Origin of the sequence: Pseudomonas sp. I3-I5, from assembly GCF_022699445.1 — a bacterium.
In the GTDB taxonomy this organism is placed as follows: domain Bacteria; phylum Pseudomonadota; class Gammaproteobacteria; order Pseudomonadales; family Pseudomonadaceae; genus Aquipseudomonas; species Aquipseudomonas fulva.
In genome coordinates this window covers 4,412,708-4,430,759 of sequence record NZ_CP093940.1, presented here as the reverse complement: position 1 = coordinate 4,430,759, position 18,052 = coordinate 4,412,708, and the positions used below count along the sequence as shown (strand labels likewise).

Here is an 18,052-nt window from a genome sequence, read left to right as displayed (position 1 = left end):
GTCTCACTCGACTAGCGTCTGTCAGTCGTCTCAGGAGATTCGTACATGAACGTTGCGCTCAAAACCGCTGCCATTGGCCTATCCCTGCTGTTGAGCCTGAAAACCTTCGCTACCGAGCTTGATCATTGGCCAGCTGAAGCCGCCACACAGCTCGACCGCATGATCACCGCCAATGCCCACAAAGGTAACTACGCGGTGTTCGACATGGACAACACCAGCTATCGCTATGACCTGGAAGAGGCCTTGCTGCCCTTCATGGAGAACAAAGGGCTGCTGAGCCGCGACAAGCTGGACCCTTCGCTGAAACTCATCCCCTTCAAGGACAGCGCCGAGCACAAGGAGAGCCTGTTCAGCTACTACTACCGACTGTGCGAGATCGACGACATGGTCTGCTACCCCTGGGTGGCGCAAGTGTTTTCCGGCTTCACCCTCAAGGAACTGAAAGTACAGGTGGATGAACTCATGGCGTCTGGCAAGCCTGTGCCCAGCACCTATTACGAAGGGGGTCAGGTCAAGGCCATCGAAGTGCAGCCGCCCAAGGTCTTCAAGGGCCAGGCCGAGCTGTACAACAAGTTGATGGAGAACGGCATCGAGGTCTACGTGGTATCAGCCGCTTCCGAAGAGCTCGTGCGCATGGTCGCCTCCGACCCCAAGTACGGCTACAACGTGAAACCGCAGAACGTGATTGGAGTCAGCCTGCTGCTCAAAGATCGCGCCACAGGACAATTGACAACGGCACGCAAGCAGATCAGCGCTGGGCACTACGATGCCAAGGCTAACGAAGGGCTTGAACTGACCCCTTACCTGTGGACACCAGCCACGTGGATGGCGGGCAAGCAAGCGGCGATCCTGACCTACATTGATGAATGGAAGAAGCCCGTGCTGGTGGGCGGCGATACCCCGACCAGCGATGGCTACATGCAGTTTCATGGCGTGGATGTCGGCAAGGGCGGTCTCCACCTGTGGATAAACCGCAAGCCCAAGTACATGGAGCAGCTCGAGGGGATGATCGCCAGCCAGGCAGCTGCCCAGGCCAAGGAAGGGTTGCCGGTGACGGCAGACAAGAACTGGGTGATCGTGACGCCTGAACAGATTCAATGATGCAGGCCGTGGTTCCATGCTGTATAAGCCCCATCGCCGTTTCGGCAAAAAAAACCGGCGCTCAAGGCGCCGGTTCTTGTACAGCTGGACGGGTATCACAGCCCTTCGAGCATCGCCTTGTTGCGCACGGCACCTTTGTCGGCACTGGTCGCCAGCAGGGCGTAGGCCTTCAAGGCTGTCGTCACCTTGCGCGGGCGTACTTCAGCCGGTTTCCAGCCCTTCTTGTCCTGCTCGGCGCGGCGCTCGGCCAGCTCGTCATCGCTGACCAGCAGGTTGATCGAGCGGTTGGGTATATCGATCAGGACCTTGTCGCCGTCTCGTACCAGGCCGATGGCGCCGCCTGCGGCGGCTTCCGGCGAGGCATGGCCAATGGACAGGCCCGAGGTGCCCCCCGAGAAGCGGCCGTCGGTGAGCAGGGCGCACGCTTTGCCCAGGCCCTTGGACTTGAGGTACGACGTGGGATAGAGCATTTCCTGCATGCCCGGGCCACCTTTCGGGCCTTCGTAGCGGATGATCACGATGTCGCCGGCTTTTACTTCGTCGGCGAGGATGCCACGCACGGCGCTATCCTGGCTTTCGAAGATCTTGGCCGTGCCTTCGAACACGTGGATCGATTCGTCGACACCGGCGGTTTTCACCACGCAGCCGTCCAGGGCGATGTTGCCGTACAGCACGGCCAGGCCACCCTCTTGTGAATACGCGTGCTCGAAGCTGCGGATGCAGCCGTTCTCGCGGTCGTCATCCAGGGTTTCCCAACGCGTCGACTGGCTGAACGCGGTCTGGGTCGGGATGCCGGCCGGACCCGCCTTGAAGAAGGTGTGGACTGCTTCGTCGTCGGTCTGGGTGATGTCCCACTTGGCGATGGCTTCTTCCATGCTGCGGCTGTGCACGGTAGGCAGGTCGGTGTGCAGCAGGCCGCCACGGGCCAGCGAACCCAAGATGCTGAAGATACCGCCAGCGCGGTGCACGTCCTCCATGTGGTACTTCTGGATGTTGGGCGCCACCTTGCACAGTTGCGGCACCTTGCGCGACAGGCGATCGATGTCGCGCAGGTCGAACGCCACTTCGCCTTCCTGCGCCGCCGCCAGCAGGTGCAGGATGGTATTGGTCGAGCCACCCATGGCGATGTCCAGCATCATGGCGTTCTCGAACGCCTTGAAGTTGGCGATGCTGCGCGGCAGGACCGATGCGTCGTTCTCGCCGTAGTAACGTTTGCACAGCTCGACGATGGTGCGGCCGGCGGTCAGGAACAACTGCTCGCGGTCCGAATGGGTAGCCAGGGTGGAGCCGTTGCCCGGCAGGGCCAGGCCCAACGCCTCGGTCAGGCAGTTCATCGAGTTGGCGGTGAACATGCCCGAGCACGAGCCGCAGGTAGGACAGGCGCTACGCTCGTATTCGGCGACCTTTTCGTCGGAGGCCGTGCTGTCGGCGGCGATGACCATGGCATCGACCAGGTCCAGGCCATGGCTGGCCAGCTTGGTCTTGCCAGCTTCCATCGGGCCGCCGGAGACGAAGATCACCGGAATGTTCAGGCGCAAGGCGGCCATCAGCATGCCGGGGGTGATCTTGTCGCAGTTGGAGATGCAGACGATGGCATCGGCACAATGCGCGTTGACCATGTACTCTACCGCGTCGGCGATGATTTCACGGCTGGGCAGCGAGTACAGCATGCCGTCGTGGCCCATGGCGATGCCGTCATCGACCGCGATGGTGTTGAATTCCTTGGCCACGCCACCGGCGCGCTCGATCTCGCGAGCGACCAACTGGCCCAGGTCCTTGAGGTGCACATGGCCCGGCACGAACTGGGTGAAGGAGTTGGCGATGGCGATGATCGGCTTCTTGAAGTCTTCGTCCTTCATGCCGGTGGCACGCCACAGGGCGCGTGCACCTGCCATGTTGCGGCCGTGGGTGGAAGTCTTGGAACGATAATCAGGCATGAAACACTCCTGGCGGCTTAATCAGGTCACAGAAAGAGGAGTGAGCTTCTCTTGTCCTCTGTACCGCAGGCCGGTTGCCACTGGCACGGATGGGGCCGAAGACCGCGCGGGATCGCCGCGTGCTTGGCCAGAGCTCATAAACCCGCCGGGGGATGACTGGCGATGAATAGCCCGATTCTACACCGCTGGCGCCGGGAAGGCATGACGATGTGCCCAGGTGGCGTTTTTGGGCAAAACCCGAAGTTGTAGGAACCGTCTGAAACGATCCGTGTGAGGCTGACCTGCACCTGACTTGCCATTATCATTCGGCCGCCGCATGTGCGGCTTGACGAGATAACCCTCAATGGACCTTCCCAGTTACCGGTTCACCATGAACTGCAATCTGGCACTGAGCGCGCCGCCGCCAGGGCTGCCTAGGGCTTGAGTCTGCGAGGCTGAAGCCTGCAGGCGCCTGGTCGGCGCCTGGAGAACTTCATGCAAAACCCTATCGATAAAAACACCGCTGTTTGTGCCGTAGACGCTGCGCTCGATACGCAACGGCGGCAAACCACCGAAAGCTTCCACAAAGGCGCCTCCATCACCAATACTATCGGTGACCTGCGGCATGCGACCCTCGGGTTGCTGTACCGCAAGCGTGTGCTGTGGCTGGTGCTGCTGGTGTTCGGCAACCTGTTCTCAGGGGCCGGCATCGCGGCCTTCGAAGAAACGATTGCCGCGCACATCGCGCTGGTATTCTTTCTGCCACTGCTGGTGGACAGCGGCGGCAATGCCGGCTCGCAGTCGGCTACTCTCATGGTCAGAGGTCTGGCCACAGGCGAGGTCACGCTGAGCGACTGGGGAAGAATGCTGGGCCGTGAATTTGGCGTCGCGCTGCTGCTGGGCTGCACCATGGCGGTGGCCGTGGCATCGCTTGGGCTGCTGCGGGGCGGCCCGCAGATCGCCTTGATCGTGGCCAGCAGCATGGTGGTGATCGTGCTGGTCGGCAGCCTGATCGGCATGAGCCTGCCGTTTCTGCTGAGCCGGCTCAAGCTGGACCCTGCCACGGCCAGCGGGCCGCTGATCACCTCGATTGCCGACGCAGCAGGCGTATTGGTGTACTTCGGGATCGCGACCCAGGTGCTTGGGCTTTAAAACGATCGGGGGCCACCCAGGCCCCCGTCTTGGTTTAGCTGTTAGGCAGCAACCGGCAGGTAATGCTCTTGATGTAGCGGGTTTCACCAATCGCCGGGTGCACCGGATGGTCAGGGCCCTGACCACCGCGCTCGAGCAACTGCATGTTGCGGTCCAGGTGACGGGCACTGGTCAGCAGGATGTTGTGCAGGTCGTCTTCGGGTAGGTGCATCGAGCAGGAAGCACTGACCAGAATGCCGTCCTTGTTCAGCATGCGCATGGCCTGCTCGTTGAGCCTGCGGTAGGCAGCCTCGCCGTTCTTCAGGTCTTTCTTGCGCTTGATGAAGGCGGGCGGGTCGGCAATGATCACGTCGAAGCGTTCCTCGGCTGCCTTGAGTTCGCGCAAGGCTTCGAAGACGTCGCCCTCGATGCAGGTCAGCTTGTCACCGATACCGTTGAGCTGGGCGTTGCGTTCAACGCCATCCAAGGCAAAGCCCGAGGCATCGACGCAGAACACTTCGCTGGCGCCGAAGGCACCTGCCTGCACGCCCCAACCGCCGATGTAGCTGAACAGGTCGAGTACGCGCTTGCCCTGAACATAGGGGGCCAGGCGTGCACGGTTCATGCGGTGGTCATAGAACCAGCCGGTTTTCTGGCCTTCACGGACCGGGGCTTCGAAACGGACACCGTTTTCTTCCAGCGGTACCCAATCCGGGACTTCACCGTAGACGGTTTCCACATAGCGCTGCAGGCCTTCGGCATCGCGGGCTGCCGAATCGTTCTTGAACAGGATGCCGCTTGGCTTGAGCACCTGGACCAGCGCCGCGATGACCTCATCCTTGTGCGCTTCCATGGTTGCCGATGCCAGTTGCACCACCAGAATGTCGAAGAAGCGATCGACGACCAGCCCCGGCAGCCAATCGGAATCGCCGTAGACAAGTCGGTAGCACGGCTTGTCGAACAGGCGCTCGCGCAGGGACAAGGCCACGTTCAGGCGGTGCACCAGCAGCGATTTGTCCAGCGGCAGTTTAACGTCGCGTGACAGCAGACGGGCGCAGATCAGGTTATTGGGGCTCAGGGCAACGATGCCCAGTGGTTTGCCGTTGGCGGCTTCGAGCACGGCCTGCTGACCGGCCTGCAAGCCTTGAAGCGGGGTGGCGGCAACGTCCACTTCGTTGCTGTAGACCCACAGGTGGCCTGCGCGCAGGCGGCGGTCGGCATTGGCTTTAAGGCGAAGACTGGGCAGGGACATGACGTCGCTCCGGAAAAAAGAGCGGGAGTATAACCCCTACCCAGCCTTATTGCTGAGCGCCAGCGGTCAGGACGACAGGGCCTGGATCAGTGCCTTGTTGAAGGCAGGGATGTCATCGGGCTGCCGGCTGCTGATCAGGTTCCCGTCAACCACCACTTCTTCGTCGACCCACTCGGCGCCAGCGTTGCGCAGGTCATCCTTTAGGGTCTTGAAGCTGGTCATGCGCTTGCCCTGGGTCAAGCCGCTCGAAATCAGCAGCCAGCCGCCGTGGCAGATCACGGCAATCGGTTTGCCGGCTGCGTCATGGCTTTTGACGATTTTCTGGGCGCCTTCAACTAGGCGAATGGTGTCCGAGTTCTGTACGCCGCCTGGCAGGACCACGGCATCATAAAGCTCGCTGGCGCTGTCGAAGGTGCCGTCGACCTTGAACTCGTCCGCGGGCTCGTCGTGGTTCCAGCCGCGCACCGTGCCTTGCTTCTCGCTCAGCACGTGCACCTGCGCACCTGCCTGCTGCAGGGCGTCACGCGGGCCTGTCAATTCCACCTGTTCGAAGCCATCAGTCACCAGGATGGCCACGCGCTTGCCGTTCAATTCAGTACCCATGGGCCTTGCTCCTTTACTCGATGAATATGATAAACAGGCCCGTCCGCGCTTGTGAAAGTTCAAGTTCACTGATCCAGCGGTTAGTTCTGTGGGGTGCATCGCGGTAGAATTGGCAGTCCCATACGAGTGTGCACGCATGTCCCAAGAACTCACCGCCGAACAGATCCAGCAAGCCTTGCAAGGCATCACCATCCCGCCGCAGCCGCAGATCATGGTCGATTTGCAGTTCGAGCAGTACATGCCTGATCCGGACCTGGAAACCATCGCCAAACTGATCGCACAGGACCCTGGGTTGTCGGGCGCCTTGCTCAAGCTGGTCAACTCGGCGCACTTTGGCCTGTCCAACAAGATAGGCTCGATCCAGCGTGCGGTGAACTTGCTGGGTAGTCGTTCGATCATCAACTTGATCAACGCGCAGTCGATCAAGGGCGAAATGAGCGATGAAACCATCGTAACGCTCAACCGGTTCTGGGATACCGCGCAGGATGTGGCGATGACCTGCCTGACGCTGGCCAAGCGCACGGGTATTCAGCCTGCCGACGAAGCCTATACCCTCGGCTTGTTCCACGACTGCGGCGTTCCGCTGATGCTAAAGCGCTTCCCCACGTACATGGATGTGCTCGAAGAAGCCTATGCAAAAACCGACGAGCAGACCCGCGTCGTGGACACGGAGAACCGCGCCTTCAACACCAATCATGCCGTCGTCGGCTATTTCACGGCCAAGTCCTGGCGCTTGCCCGAACACCTGACCGGGGCCATCGCCAACCACCACAACGCGCTGGCGGTGTTTCGCGATGACAGCGCCCGCAACAACCAGAGCCAGATGAAAAACCTGTTGGCGGTGCTCAAGATGGCCGAGCATATCTGTGCCTCCTACCGGGTATTGGGCAACCAGTCGGTGGATCAGGAATGGAACGTAGTGGGGCCGCTGGTGCTCGATTACATAGGCTTGTCGGAATACGACTTCGACAACCTCAAACAGAACATCCGAGAACTAGGTGGGCACTGATACATGCCTGAGTTACCCGAGGTAGAGACCACCCGGCGCGGTATTGCACCGCACGTCGAAGGTCAGCGCGTCAGCCGCGTGGTCGTGCGTGACCGCCGCTTGCGCTGGCCGATCCCGGAAGACCTGGACGTGCGGCTCTCCGGGCAGCGCATCGTCACGGTCGAACGCCGGGCCAAGTACCTGCTGATCAATGCCGAAGTGGGCACCCTGATCAGCCACTTGGGCATGTCGGGCAATCTACGGCTGGTGGAGGCGGGCTTGCCGGCTGGCAAGCATGAGCACGTGGACATCGAGCTCGAATCCGGTCTGATGCTGCGCTATACCGACCCGCGCCGCTTTGGCGCCATGCTCTGGAGCCAAGACCCGCTCAACCATCAATTGCTGCTGCGGCTCGGCCCCGAACCGCTGACCGAGCTGTTTGACGGTGAGCGATTGTTCCAGCTGTCCCGAGGCCGTTCGATGGCGGTCAAGCCCTTCATCATGGACAACGCCGTGGTCGTTGGGGTGGGCAACATCTATGCGACCGAAGCACTGTTCGCTGCCGGCATCGATCCGCGCCGAGCGGCCGGTGGCATCTCGCGGGCGCGATACCTGAAGCTGGCCATCGAGATCAAACGCGTGCTGGCGGCCGCCATCGAGCTGGGCGGCACCACGCTGCGCGATTTCATCGGCGGTGATGGCCAGCCAGGGTACTTCCAGCAGACACTGTTCGCCTACGGGCGCGGCGGCTTGCCCTGCAAGGTGTGTGGCACCGAGTTGCGGGATGTGAAGCTTGGGCAACGCGCCAGTGTGTTCTGCCCGCGCTGCCAACGCTGAGGCCGTGCGCGCTTCGGGATGATCGCCATGGAGAGGCCGATGCGCGAGGATGCCGACGGCCGGCAGCGTCAGGCCTTGCCAGTGATCTTGAGGTACTTGGCCATCAGTTGCTCTTCGCTTTCCGGGTGCGCCTCATCCAGTGGGATGCAGTCGACCGGGCAGACCTGCTGGCACTGCGGCTCGTCGTAATGACCCACGCACTGGGTGCACAAGTTGGGGTCGATCACGTAGATCTCTTCGCCTTGGGAGATGGCCTCGTTGGGGCACTCGGGTTCGCAGACGTCGCAGTTGATGCAATCGTCGGTGATGATCAGGGACATGGGGGCTCCGGCCGGGGCTCAGCGCCCGGGCATGTTCAACGCAATGGGCACAATTGTGCCGCATTCGCGCCTGCAGTGCACGCAGGCGCGACGATCTGGAACAGCGGCTTTACTTCTTGAAGCGTTCAGTCAGCGCATCGGCCACGGCCGGGTGCACGAATTTGCTGATATCGCCCCCCAGTGCGGCTATTTCGCGGACCAGGGTCGACGAGATGAACGAGTACCGCTCCGACGGCGTGAGAAACAGGCTCTCGACGTCGGGTGCCAGTTGACGGTTCATGTTCGCCAGCTGGAACTCGTATTCGAAGTCCGACACTGCACGCAAACCCCGAAGGAACACATTGGCACCTTGCTCCTTGGCAAAATGCGCCAGCAACGAGGAAAAGCCGATGACTTCGACATTGGGCAGGTGCCTGGTGACCTCACGGGCCAGCTCCACGCGTTGTTCCAGCGGGAACAAAGGGTTTTTCTTGGGGCTGGCGGCCACTGCAATGATCACGGTGTCGAACAGCCGCGAGGCGCGCTCGACCAGATCGCCATGGCCTTTGGTAATGGGGTCGAAAGTACCCGGGTACAACACTCGGTTCATCGCGTCATCCTGGCTGGAGTGCGTTGGGGAGTCGGATGGTAGCGCAGCGACTGCGCCCGGCCAAGTCATGCGGCCGGCCAAGGCACTATACTTTGGGCCAGCCAATGGTGCGAGGGCACGGCGCTTTGATACGGTGCAACGCCTTGGCAATACCTCGTACCATGGCGGTTTTCACTGCTCCGTAGACAGGATGCTGGACATGGCCCGGCCCATCAAGACCCGCGAGAGAATCGTTCAGAGCAGCCTTGAGCTGTTCAATCAGTCGGGCGAACGCAGCGTCAGCACCAACCATATCGCGGCGCACCTGGGCATCTCGCCAGGCAATCTCTATTACCACTTCCCCAACAAACAGGCGATCATCGCGGTTTTGTTCAGCCAGTACGAAACGCACGTAGACAGTTTTCTGCGTCCGCCGCAGGGGCGCCCGCTGGCGGTGCAGGACAAGCGGTTCTACTTGCAGGCGCTGCTGGCTGCCATGTGGAACTACCGTTTCCTGCACCGGGACCTAGAGCATCTGCTGGGCAGCGATGCTGAGCTGGCAGCCCGTTATCGGCGCTTCTCCGCACGCTGCATGCGTCAGGGCAAGGCCATTTACCGCGGCTTCGTCGAGGCGGGTATTCTGGCGATGAACCCCGCGCAGCAGGAGTCGCTGACCATCAATGCCTGGATCGTGCTCACCTCGTGGGTGCGCTTTCTCAGCACGACCCGGGAGCATGCAACGCACCTGGGTGAAGAAGCGTTCAAGCGGGGCGTCTATCAGGTGCTGGCCCTTGAGCTGGGGTTCGTCACCGAGCCTGCGCGCAATGCCGTGCAGGCCTTGTGCAGCGAGTTTCACGTACCGTTCATTCAGGCGCTTGAGCACTAGCGCCCGGGCCCGGGATTACATCGATCAGGAGATTGTCATGTCACTTGCGCAGTTGATCACCCCGCAGCAGTTGGCCGGGCGGCTGGATTCACCCGGCCTTGTCATTCTCGACTGTCGTTTCGCCCTTGAGGATGTGGATTACGGTCAGCGCAGTTACGCCTTGGGTCACATCGAAGGGGCGCACTTTGCCGACCTTGAGCGAGACTTCAGCGGCCCGGTCAGCAAGGGTGTGACAGGGCGACACCCGCTGCCTGATCCAGAAAAGCTGGTAGCGCGCCTGCGCGAATGGGGCGTAGATAACGAGAGCGACGTGGTGCTGTACGACGACGGTACCGGTGCCTATGCGGCGCGAGGCTGGTGGCTGCTGGCCTGGCTGGGCAAACGCAGTGGCGTTGCAATCCTGGACGGCGGCCTGACCGCCTGGCACGCCGCGCACCTGCCATTGAGCCTGGATCCCCCGGCCCGGCGCGAAGGCAACTTCGGCGGCCAGCCCGATGAGGCCATGCTGATCGATGCCGAAAGCCTGGTTCAGCGCCTGGGCAGCTCAGACCTGACCCTGCTGGATGCGCGCGCATTGCCACGTTTTCGTGGCGACATGGAACCCATCGACCCAGTGGCAGGACACATCCCTGGCGCACGCTGCGCCGCCTTCACCGAGAACCTTGGCAGCGACGGCCGGTTTCTTCCGCCCGAGCAACTCCGGCAACGTTTCGAGCAGCAGCTGCAGGGACGCGCGCCTGAGCATCTGGTTGCGTACTGCGGTTCAGGGGTAACGGCGTGTCATAACCTGTTCGCGCTGGCATTGGCCGGTTACCCGCTCGGCAAACTGTATGCAGGCTCATGGAGTGAGTGGATCACCCGCCCTGAGCATGCAGTGGCAACGGGCGACCAGTAGGCCCTCCACTACAGGCCTTCGCGTAACCATTGCGGAATTCGGCGCTCCAGGTAATAGCCCGGTTTTCGCAGGCTGCCGTCGACGAACCCGACATGGCCACCCTGAGCGTGCAGCTCAAGCTCGGTCCCTGGGGCCAGCTCATCTGCCGTCGGCACGCTCAGAGGCGAGACGAAGGGGTCGTCGCTGGCCTGGATGATCAGGGTCCGGGTACGATTATGGCTCAGGTAGAAGCCACTTGAAGCGCGGCGATAATAGTCGTGCACATCCTGAAAACCGTTCAGCGGTGCAGTGACCTTGGCATCGAAATCCCAGAACGTGCGCAAGCCATGCAGTGGACCGAGCTGCTCCAGGATTGCCAGCCGTTCTGGGTGACCATGGTCTTTGAACAGGCGCTGCTTGACCTGCACATAGGCCAGCATCTCGCGCATGAAATGCGCCTGGTACACCTTCGAAAACCCCAGGCCGATACGATCGGCACACTGATCCAGGCGAAAAGGCACGGAAACGGCGACTGCCGCCTGCAACCGGCTGTTGTCACCCTGTTCGCCCAGGTATTTGAGCAGGACATTGCCTCCCAGGGAGTAGCCCACCGCGTACAGGGGCGCCAGCGGCCTTTTGGCACACAGGTGACTGACGATCTCAGCCAGGTCCTCACTGGCGCCGGAATGGTAGCTGCGGGGCAGCAGGTTCGGTTCCCCAGAGCAGCCCCGCCAGTTCGCCGCGACGCTCGCCCAGCCCAGTGCGTGCAGCGCCTGTTGCAAGCCTTTGACATAGGGTGAGCCCGATGACCCCGTCAACCCGTGAAGCACCAGCACCAGCGGCGCATGGGGCTGGTGCGGGCCATGCCAGTCAAGGTCGATGAAGTCCCCGTCCGCCAGCCAGATGCGTTCGCGCTCGCGTTGCAGCGTCGGCGTCTTGCGCCACAGCGGTCCCCACAATGTTTGCAGGTGAGGGTTGGAAAGGCCTTTGGCAGGATGAAACAGGGCGCTGGAACTTGGCATGCTGGGCAACTCGTGATGTGCCCGGCTAGAGTGCCATGAAACAGCGCTTGTATCAGCCTTCACTGACTCGCCTTACCCCGTGCTCGCCTATCGCTGGGCTGGCTCCGGCGCAGGCAAGGGGGACTGCTCAGCGTCGGGGCCGAGGGTGACGAATACCTGAGGTGCCTTTCGCCACCACACCTGCGCCACTTCACGAAGGTATGCAGGGGTCAATGAAGCAAGCCTGTCCAGATGGGTGGTCAGGTAATCGGCGGGCAAGCCCTGATGGCTGTGCGTGGCCAATGTCGCTGCCAGATGTGCGCTGTCGGCCAGTTGGCGGTGCAGCCGGGCAGCGATCTGATTGACGGCCATGTCGCACTCGACCTGAGTTGGCCCACGTGTGTGCAGGCAGTCCAGCATCCCTGCGACCAGTGCATGTGAAGCTTCCCGGTATCGGGGGGCGACGTCCCAGTGTATGTGCAGCAGTGTTCCAGCATCCAAGTGCCTGAGTTTGGTGGTGACCGTGTAGGTCAGCCCTCGCAGATGGCGCAGTTCCTGAGGCAAGCGCGCTTCGTGGTTGCCGCCCAGAATCTCGGTCAGCAACTCCAGTGCAGCATAGACCGGGTCGCTGGGTAGCACAGGAACGGCCACTGTCAGCATTGCCTGAGTTGCACTGCCAGGGTGCGTGATATGGTGTGACAGCGGCGACTGCTCAGCCAGCATGGACGGCGGCTGCGCTGCCCACTGCTGCGGCAAATCACGTGTCAGGTCATTGACCAGTTGCTCTGCGTCGTCCCGGCTAAGGTCGCCAACCAGCCCTATGTCGAGGTTATTGGCCGAGTAGGCCTTTGCATGAAAAGCCCGCACTTGGTCAGTGGTCAAGGGGCCGATGATCCCAGCATCGGCGTGCGACGCGTACGGATGGCCGCTGAAGACATGACCGGTGGTTGTATTGATCAGGCGTGCCAGCGGATTGAGTTTTTGCCGGCCTTGGTAGAGCGCTATTCGATCACGTATCTTCGTAACGTCCTCTGGGCGAAACGCAGGGCGAGCCAGCATCTGCGCCAGCGTTTGCGAAACTGCTCGCAGCAAACCGGGTGTGCTCAGGCACCTTAGCGTGATCGTGGCTTTTTCTTCGCTCAACGAGCGTCCCACGATGGCGCCCCTTGCAGCCATTTGCTCGGCAAATTGCGCCGCGCTCAGGGTTGCCGTGCCCTGATCAAGGCTGTAGAGCGTCAGCGCGGCCAGCCCTGGGTGATCGCCATCAAGTGCGCTACCTGCCCGGAATCGCAGCACCAGATCAATCATGGGGCGATCATGCGTAGCCATGAAACTGACCTTCGTGCCTTGCGCCGTCTCCCACCGCTCAGCCGTGGCCAGGAGTGCAGGAGGCTGGTCGAGTTCGACACGCTGGGTCGAGCTCAGCCTTGCCATCGCTTGCCGCGCCGTATCGATGGCAGGCCCTTGGCACAGCACAGGTGCTGGTTGGCGTATCTGATCGTCGTTCATGCTTGCGCTCCTGGTAGAAGAGAGGTGGTGGTCAGCCGCTCACGCCCCAGATAAGTGCGCGCTACCTGCTGCACCTGAGCACTGTCGATGATCGATATCAGGCGCGCATGTTCGTCGATCAGGCTTGCTGGTTGCCCTGTCGCGGCCATGGCGCCGATTTGCGAAGCTTGGGCCGTTGCGCTGTCGAGAGAGAAAAGCTGGCGGGCGAGCAGTCGCAGCTTTATCTGCTGCAACTGTTCAGCCGACAAGGCTTCGGTTTGCAAGCGTGCTATCTGCTCATAAGTCGCTTCAGTAGCTTGTTCGAGGGTCGCATTCAGTGTGTTCACGTAGGCTGAGAAGGTGATTACGGTGTCGCCACGTACAAGGGGGTCATAGGTTGCGGCAACGCCTGTCAGCAGGCCCCGTCCCCTGACAAGTTCGGCATACAGCCAAGCGCTGGAGCCCTCGGCCAGCACTTCACAGATCAGCTCGAGGGTTTTGCTCGTGAGTGCATCGTTGGCTGTGGCACAACTGGGGACGTTGAAGGACATCAGCAGGCCATGGCTAAGGCCGGGCAAGCTAACGGCCTGGCTGCGTTCCGCCATTGGAGCGTCTGAGCGGGGAAAAGGCGAGTCTGGCAGCTGACCGCGCTCCAGGTGCGCGAAGTACGTTTCGACCTGCTGTTTCAACGTTTCCAGTTCCACGTTGCCCACCACGACGAGCGTGGCGTTGTTAGGCCGGTAGCGGGTGGTGTACCACTGCCGCAGCGTTGGCAGGTCGATGTTCTGTAGATCTATCGCCGAACCGAAGCTTGGGGTCGCATACGGGCTGCTGCCGTGAGCCAGGGCCAAGTGACGGTCGTAGGCTTGCTGGATGGGCTGGGCGTCTACTTTCAGGCGTCGTTCGTCAGCGATCGCCTTGGCGCCTCGTGCCAACTCGGGCAACCCGAATGTGGCCGTGTCCATGGCATCTGCCAACAGTTCGAGCGCAACGGGCAGGCGCGATGCAGGCAACAACATGTCGAAAGAGGTGGCATCGAGGAGAGTACTGGCATTGGCCTGTCCCGCAAGGCGGGCAACGACTTTCGCGTACTGCCCAGGCTCAAGCTTGCGGCTGCCTTCGAAGATGACGTGTTCAAGCAAGTGCGAGAGGTTAGTCTGCCCTGCTGGCTCGTGACGGGTACCGACGTTGTACCAGAGCTGGACGGCGGCGAGGGCATTTCGGCTCTGCTGTCTCAGGTAGACGGACAGGCCGTTTTCAAGCGTGAAATGCTGCACAGGGGAGGGGCTGGCGCCTGCAAGAGAGGCAAGCGCCGCCGAGACATCATCGGCCAGTGAAGGCGCGGAGAGCGATACGGTCATGCTGAGGTGCTCGGATGGCTAGAGACCCGAGCAGCATCAGTCAACGTGGGGCGCCAGCTGCGCTAAATAGTTAGCCCCGTTGCCAAAGTGCGTAATGCACCTGTCCGGTTTTCTTCTCCCGGTGCAGTCGCCAGTTGGCAGGTAGCTGCAAGGTCGACGGAGCCGCTTCGCTCTCGGTATATACCCACGCTTGCTCGCTCAGCCACTGGTTCTGTTCGAGCAGGTTGCAGGTGTCTGCCAGCAACTGCTGATGAAAAGGTGGGTCCAGGAATACCAGGTCGAATTGCTTTTTGGCAGGGCCTTGCAGATAGCGCAAGGCATCGGTCTGAAGGATCTGCCCCCGTGGACAGCGCAGGATCTCGAGGTTGTGCTTGAGGTTGGCGATGGCGGCAGAATTGCTGTCCAGTGCCACGGCATCCTCGGCCCCGCGAGACAGGGCCTCCAGTACCAACGCCCCGCTGCCGGTGAAGGCGTCGAGCACGTGCGCGCCCTCAATATAGGGGGCCAGCCAGTTGAAAACCGTCTCGCGTACCCGGTCAGGTGTAGGGCGCAAGCCCTCACCATCGGGCACGGCCAGACGACGGCTGCGCCATTGGCCCGCGATGATGCGCAGGTGGCCCTGGCCCTTGCTCTGGCCCGGTTGCTGGCGGGCGGGAGGGTTGGATCTTGGCATTAGTGCTCCGGTACCCCGAGCGGTTGCCCGGAGGGTTTGTCAGTAGGGGCTGGCAGTGGCTTCTGCGGCACCTTCGGACCGACTGTGACGATGACCAGCTTGTCGGCGGACAAATGCTTGTTCATGGCGTCCTTGACCTGTTCGACGGTCAGGGCCTGGGACTGCTGCATGAAGTCTTCCAGCCAGCTCAATGGCAGGTTGTAGAAGCCGATGGCGCCCAGTTGCCCGACGATGCTGGCATTGCTCGCATTGGAAAGCGGGAAGCTTCCAGCCAGCTCGCGCTTGGCATCGTCCAGTTCCTGCTGGGTAGGGCCGCTGCGCAGATAGTCGGCCAGAATACCCTGAACCAGCTTCAATGTCCCTTCGCTGAGTTCGGCGCGGGTTTGCAGGTTGATCATGAACGGGCCGCGCACTTGCATCGGGCTGAAGGCCGAATAGACACCGTAGGTCAGACCGCGCTTTTCACGCACCTCACTCATCAGCCGCGTGCCGAACGCGCCGCCACCGAGGATCTGATTGCCCAGTGACAAGGCTGGCCAATCCTTGTCCTGGCGATCGATACCCAGCTCTGCGAGCATCAGGTGTGTCTGTTGGGACGGAAACTCGATGTGGGTGAAGCCTGCCTTGGGCGCTGTCGGCTGGGCTGGGGCAGGCAAGGCCGGGCCTTTGGGCAGGCCGGCTGAAACCTGCGCGGCAATTGCCTCGGCTTCGCTGCGGTTCAGGTCGCCCACCAGTGCAATGACGGCATTGCCCGGTGTGTAAGCCTTGGCATGAAACGCACGCAACTGCTCAAGGGTAATGCCGGTGATGCTTTGCGGTGTCCCATCGCTGGGATGCGCATAAGGGTGTTCGCCGTACAGGTGGGTGAACAGCGTCTTGCCTGCAAGCTTGCCGGGGTTCTGCTTATCGTACTCGAAGCCGGCCAGCATCTGGTTCTTGAGCCGTTTGAGCGCCTCGTCCGGGAAGGTGGGCTTGCCTGTGACCTCGGTAAACAGCTTCAAGGCCGGTTCGCGCTTGTCCTTGGCACTGAGGCTACGTAGCGAAGCGACGGCCATGTCGCGGTACGAGCCGTTGCCGAAATCCGCCCCAAGGCCCTCGAAGCCTTGGGCGATGGCAGTCACATCCTTGCCCTTTACGCCTTCGTTGAGCATGGCGTTGGTCAGGGCCGCCAGGCCTGGTGTGTCACCGTCCTGGCTGCTGCCGGCGGCGAAGGTCACGCGCAGGTCGAACATCGGGAGCTCGCGGGCCTCGACGAACAGCACCCGCGCGCCTTCAGCCGTATTCCAGTGCTGGATGTTCAGCTGGCGGGTGGTGGGCGCCTTGCCGTCAAGCTCGGCCAGGGACTGTAGCGTGTTGGCCTGCCGGGCTTGTGCATTGCCAGCCTTGGCAGCGTCCTCGGCCAGTGCCGGTACGGCCAGCGCAGCCGTCAATGCCCAGGTACAGATACCCGTAGCCAGCCAGTGGGGACGATGCAAGCGACGGTCACTCATGAGCGGACTCCTCGGGCAGTACATGGGCAACGCTCAGGCGTTCGCGGGTGAAATAGGTACGGGCAGCTTGCTGGATGTCCTGAGGGGTAACGCGCTTGAGTTCGTCCAGCTCGCTGTCGATCAACTTCCAGGACAGGCCGACGGTTTCCAGCTGGCCGATGGTGGTTGCCTGGCTGCTGATCGAGTCGCGGTCATACACCAGCCCGGCGATGACCTGGGCGCGCACGCGCTCGAGCTCTTCTGCCGTCGGCGGTGTGGTCTTGAGTTCATCCAGCAGTTGCCAGATGCCCTTTTCCACGTCTGCCAGGGTTTTTTGTTTCTGCACGTTGGGCGTGGCTGAAATCAGGAACAGGCTGTCGCCGCGCGTGAAGGCGTTGTAGCTGGACGAGGCCCCGGCCACCAGCTCCTGCCCGCGCTCCAGTCGTGCGGGCATGCGTGCACTGTAGCCGCCATCGAGCAAGGCCGAGATCAGGCGCAAGGCATGCACCGTGCGAGGGTCCTGGGCCGTGGGCAGGCCAGGTACGTTGAAGCCGTAGATCAGGCTCGGCAGCTGGGTGCGCACGTGCAGGGTCAGCTGTCGCTGGCCGGGCTCTGCCAGCTCCAGCGGCAGCTTGGCCGCAGGTGTGTCCCGGCGAGGAATAGCGCCGAAGTACTTCTGGGCCAGGCCCTTGACTTCGTCGGCGGTAACATCGCCCACCACCACGAGCGTGGCGTTGTTGGGTGCGTACCACGAGGTGTACCAGTGGCGCAGCTCCTCGACTTTCATGCGCTCCAGGTCAGCCATCCAGCCGATGGTTGGGGTGTGGTAGCCGCTGGCCGGGTAGGCCATGGCACGAAACAGCTCGAACGCCTTGGCATTGGGCTGGTCGTCGGTGCGCAGGCGGCGCTCTTCCTTGATGACCTCGATTTCACGGCTGAACTCGTCGGCCGGCAGACGCAGGCTGGCCAGGCGATCGGCCTCCAGCTCGAAGGCGACCGGCAAGCGATCGCGCGCCAGCACCTGATAGTAGGCGGTGTAGTCGTCGCTGGTGAACGCGTTCTCTTCGGCGCCCAGATCCCGCAGGATGCGCGAGGCTTCGCCAGGGCCGACCTTGGCACTGCCCTTGAACATCATGTGCTCGAGCGCATGCGAAAGGCCGGTCTGGCCAGGCGTCTCGTAGCTGGAGCCGACCTTGTACCAGATCTGCGAGACCACCACCGGGGCGCGATGGTCTTCGCGCACGACCACTTTGAGGCCGTTATCCAGGATGAATTCGTGAGTGGGTTGCACATCGGCGGCGAAGGCCGCAAGCGGGAGGCACAGCGTGCCGAGCAACAGGCCAGCGGCGCGGCGGGCTAGAGCATTCATACGGTGTTTAACCTGTTCGGCGGCCCGCTGGGTTTAGCGTCGGCAGGCCAGGAGGTGCTAGGATACTGATCCGGTTGCCTGGCGACCATGCCTGTCGCCGTTCTGGCCTGCAGGACATCAAGACAAAACGTTGCGCATGAACCAGCCGGCTTCTAGATAGTCTGTTCTGCGTAGAAAGAATTCCTGATGCGCCCTAGCGGGCCATCGCTACCCTG

The 18,052-nt window shown here is 61.9% G+C and carries 17 protein-coding genes; 6 read left to right on the top strand and 11 right to left on the bottom strand.

What is annotated here, in order from left to right; genetic code table 11:
* The first annotated feature begins 45 nt into the window (after positions 1-45).
* Positions 46-1,101, top strand: a complete 1,056-nt coding sequence (locus MOP87_RS19865; protein WP_242809915.1) for a haloacid dehalogenase-like hydrolase — start codon at positions 46-48, stop codon at positions 1,099-1,101.
* A 95-nt stretch (positions 1,102-1,196) separates the two neighbouring features.
* Here MOP87_RS19865 and ilvD read toward each other — a convergent pair whose 3' ends face one another.
* Positions 1,197-3,038 (bottom strand): dihydroxy-acid dehydratase, encoded by a 1,842-nt coding sequence (gene ilvD / locus MOP87_RS19860; RefSeq protein WP_027913475.1) that lies wholly within the window; start codon positions 3,036-3,038, stop codon positions 1,197-1,199.
* Positions 3,039-3,512: 474 nt separating this feature from the next.
* On the opposite strand from ilvD, the gene MOP87_RS19855 reads away from it, so the two are divergent.
* Positions 3,513-4,169, top strand: coding sequence for a magnesium transporter (locus MOP87_RS19855; protein ID WP_145278907.1), 657 nt, complete (start codon positions 3,513-3,515; stop codon positions 4,167-4,169).
* Between the two features lie 34 nt (positions 4,170-4,203).
* Here MOP87_RS19855 and MOP87_RS19850 read toward each other — a convergent pair whose 3' ends face one another.
* Together MOP87_RS19850 and MOP87_RS19845 are read right to left on the bottom strand one after the other, a co-directional pair.
* Positions 4,204-5,400 (bottom strand): class I SAM-dependent rRNA methyltransferase, encoded by a 1,197-nt coding sequence (locus MOP87_RS19850; RefSeq protein WP_027913478.1) that lies wholly within the window; start codon positions 5,398-5,400, stop codon positions 4,204-4,206.
* Positions 5,401-5,466: 66 nt separating this feature from the next.
* Complete coding sequence (locus MOP87_RS19845) at positions 5,467-6,003, bottom strand: type 1 glutamine amidotransferase domain-containing protein (RefSeq protein ID WP_027913479.1); 537 nt, start codon at positions 6,001-6,003, stop codon at positions 5,467-5,469.
* A 190-nt stretch (positions 6,004-6,193) separates the two neighbouring features.
* Here MOP87_RS19845 and MOP87_RS19840 point away from each other — a divergent pair, with 190 nt between their 5' ends.
* The gene (locus tag MOP87_RS19840) at positions 6,194-7,012 is read left to right on the top strand and encodes an HDOD domain-containing protein (protein ID WP_173645904.1); all 819 of its coding nucleotides are present in this window, start codon (positions 6,194-6,196) and stop codon (positions 7,010-7,012) included.
* Positions 7,013-7,015: 3 nt separating this feature from the next.
* Complete coding sequence (gene mutM, locus MOP87_RS19835) at positions 7,016-7,828, top strand: bifunctional DNA-formamidopyrimidine glycosylase/DNA-(apurinic or apyrimidinic site) lyase (protein ID WP_027913480.1); 813 nt, start codon at positions 7,016-7,018, stop codon at positions 7,826-7,828.
* A gap of 68 nt (positions 7,829-7,896) precedes the next feature.
* On the opposite strand, the gene MOP87_RS19830 is transcribed toward mutM, so the two are convergent.
* Entirely contained in the window at positions 7,897-8,148 is a 252-nt protein-coding gene (locus MOP87_RS19830; protein WP_023532594.1) for a YfhL family 4Fe-4S dicluster ferredoxin, read from the bottom strand.
* A 109-nt stretch (positions 8,149-8,257) separates the two neighbouring features.
* The gene (coaD, locus tag MOP87_RS19825; RefSeq protein WP_023532462.1) at positions 8,258-8,737 is read right to left on the bottom strand and encodes a pantetheine-phosphate adenylyltransferase; all 480 of its coding nucleotides are present in this window, start codon (positions 8,735-8,737) and stop codon (positions 8,258-8,260) included.
* Positions 8,738-8,936: 199 nt separating this feature from the next.
* On the opposite strand from coaD, the gene MOP87_RS19820 reads away from it, so the two are divergent.
* Positions 8,937-9,602: a TetR/AcrR family transcriptional regulator gene (locus MOP87_RS19820; protein WP_027913481.1), complete on the top strand. Its 666-nt coding sequence runs from the start codon at positions 8,937-8,939 to the stop codon at positions 9,600-9,602.
* 37 nt (positions 9,603-9,639) lie between these two features.
* Entirely contained in the window at positions 9,640-10,497 is an 858-nt protein-coding gene (locus tag MOP87_RS19815; RefSeq protein WP_242809914.1) for a sulfurtransferase, read from the top strand.
* A gap of 8 nt (positions 10,498-10,505) precedes the next feature.
* Here MOP87_RS19815 and MOP87_RS19810 read toward each other — a convergent pair whose 3' ends face one another.
* The 6 genes from MOP87_RS19810 to MOP87_RS19785 all read right to left on the bottom strand — a co-directional run bounded on the left by MOP87_RS19810 (position 10,506) and on the right by MOP87_RS19785 (position 17,837).
* Positions 10,506-11,498 carry a hydrolase gene (locus MOP87_RS19810; RefSeq protein WP_028686698.1) on the bottom strand — a complete coding sequence of 331 codons (993 nt, stop codon included), beginning with the start codon at positions 11,496-11,498 and terminating at the stop codon, positions 10,506-10,508.
* Between the two features lie 87 nt (positions 11,499-11,585).
* The gene (locus MOP87_RS19805; protein ID WP_242809913.1) at positions 11,586-12,986 is read right to left on the bottom strand and encodes a pitrilysin family protein; all 1,401 of its coding nucleotides are present in this window, start codon (positions 12,984-12,986) and stop codon (positions 11,586-11,588) included.
* On the bottom strand, positions 12,983-14,326 hold the full coding sequence (locus MOP87_RS19800) for a pitrilysin family protein (RefSeq protein WP_049695317.1): 1,344 nt from the start codon (positions 14,324-14,326) through the stop codon (positions 12,983-12,985). The genes MOP87_RS19805 and MOP87_RS19800 overlap by 4 nt, the downstream gene beginning before the upstream one ends.
* Positions 14,327-14,396: 70 nt before the next feature.
* The gene (gene rsmD / locus MOP87_RS19795) at positions 14,397-14,999 is read right to left on the bottom strand and encodes a 16S rRNA (guanine(966)-N(2))-methyltransferase RsmD (RefSeq protein ID WP_027913486.1); all 603 of its coding nucleotides are present in this window, start codon (positions 14,997-14,999) and stop codon (positions 14,397-14,399) included.
* Positions 14,999-16,489, bottom strand: a complete 1,491-nt coding sequence (locus MOP87_RS19790; RefSeq protein ID WP_027913487.1) for a pitrilysin family protein — start codon at positions 16,487-16,489, stop codon at positions 14,999-15,001. The genes rsmD and MOP87_RS19790 overlap by 1 nt, the downstream gene beginning before the upstream one ends.
* Positions 16,482-17,837 carry a pitrilysin family protein gene (locus MOP87_RS19785; RefSeq protein WP_027913488.1) on the bottom strand — a complete coding sequence of 452 codons (1,356 nt, stop codon included), beginning with the start codon at positions 17,835-17,837 and terminating at the stop codon, positions 16,482-16,484. Before MOP87_RS19785 ends, MOP87_RS19790 begins: the two co-directional genes overlap by 8 nt.
* Between the last annotated feature and the right edge of the window lie 215 nt (positions 17,838-18,052).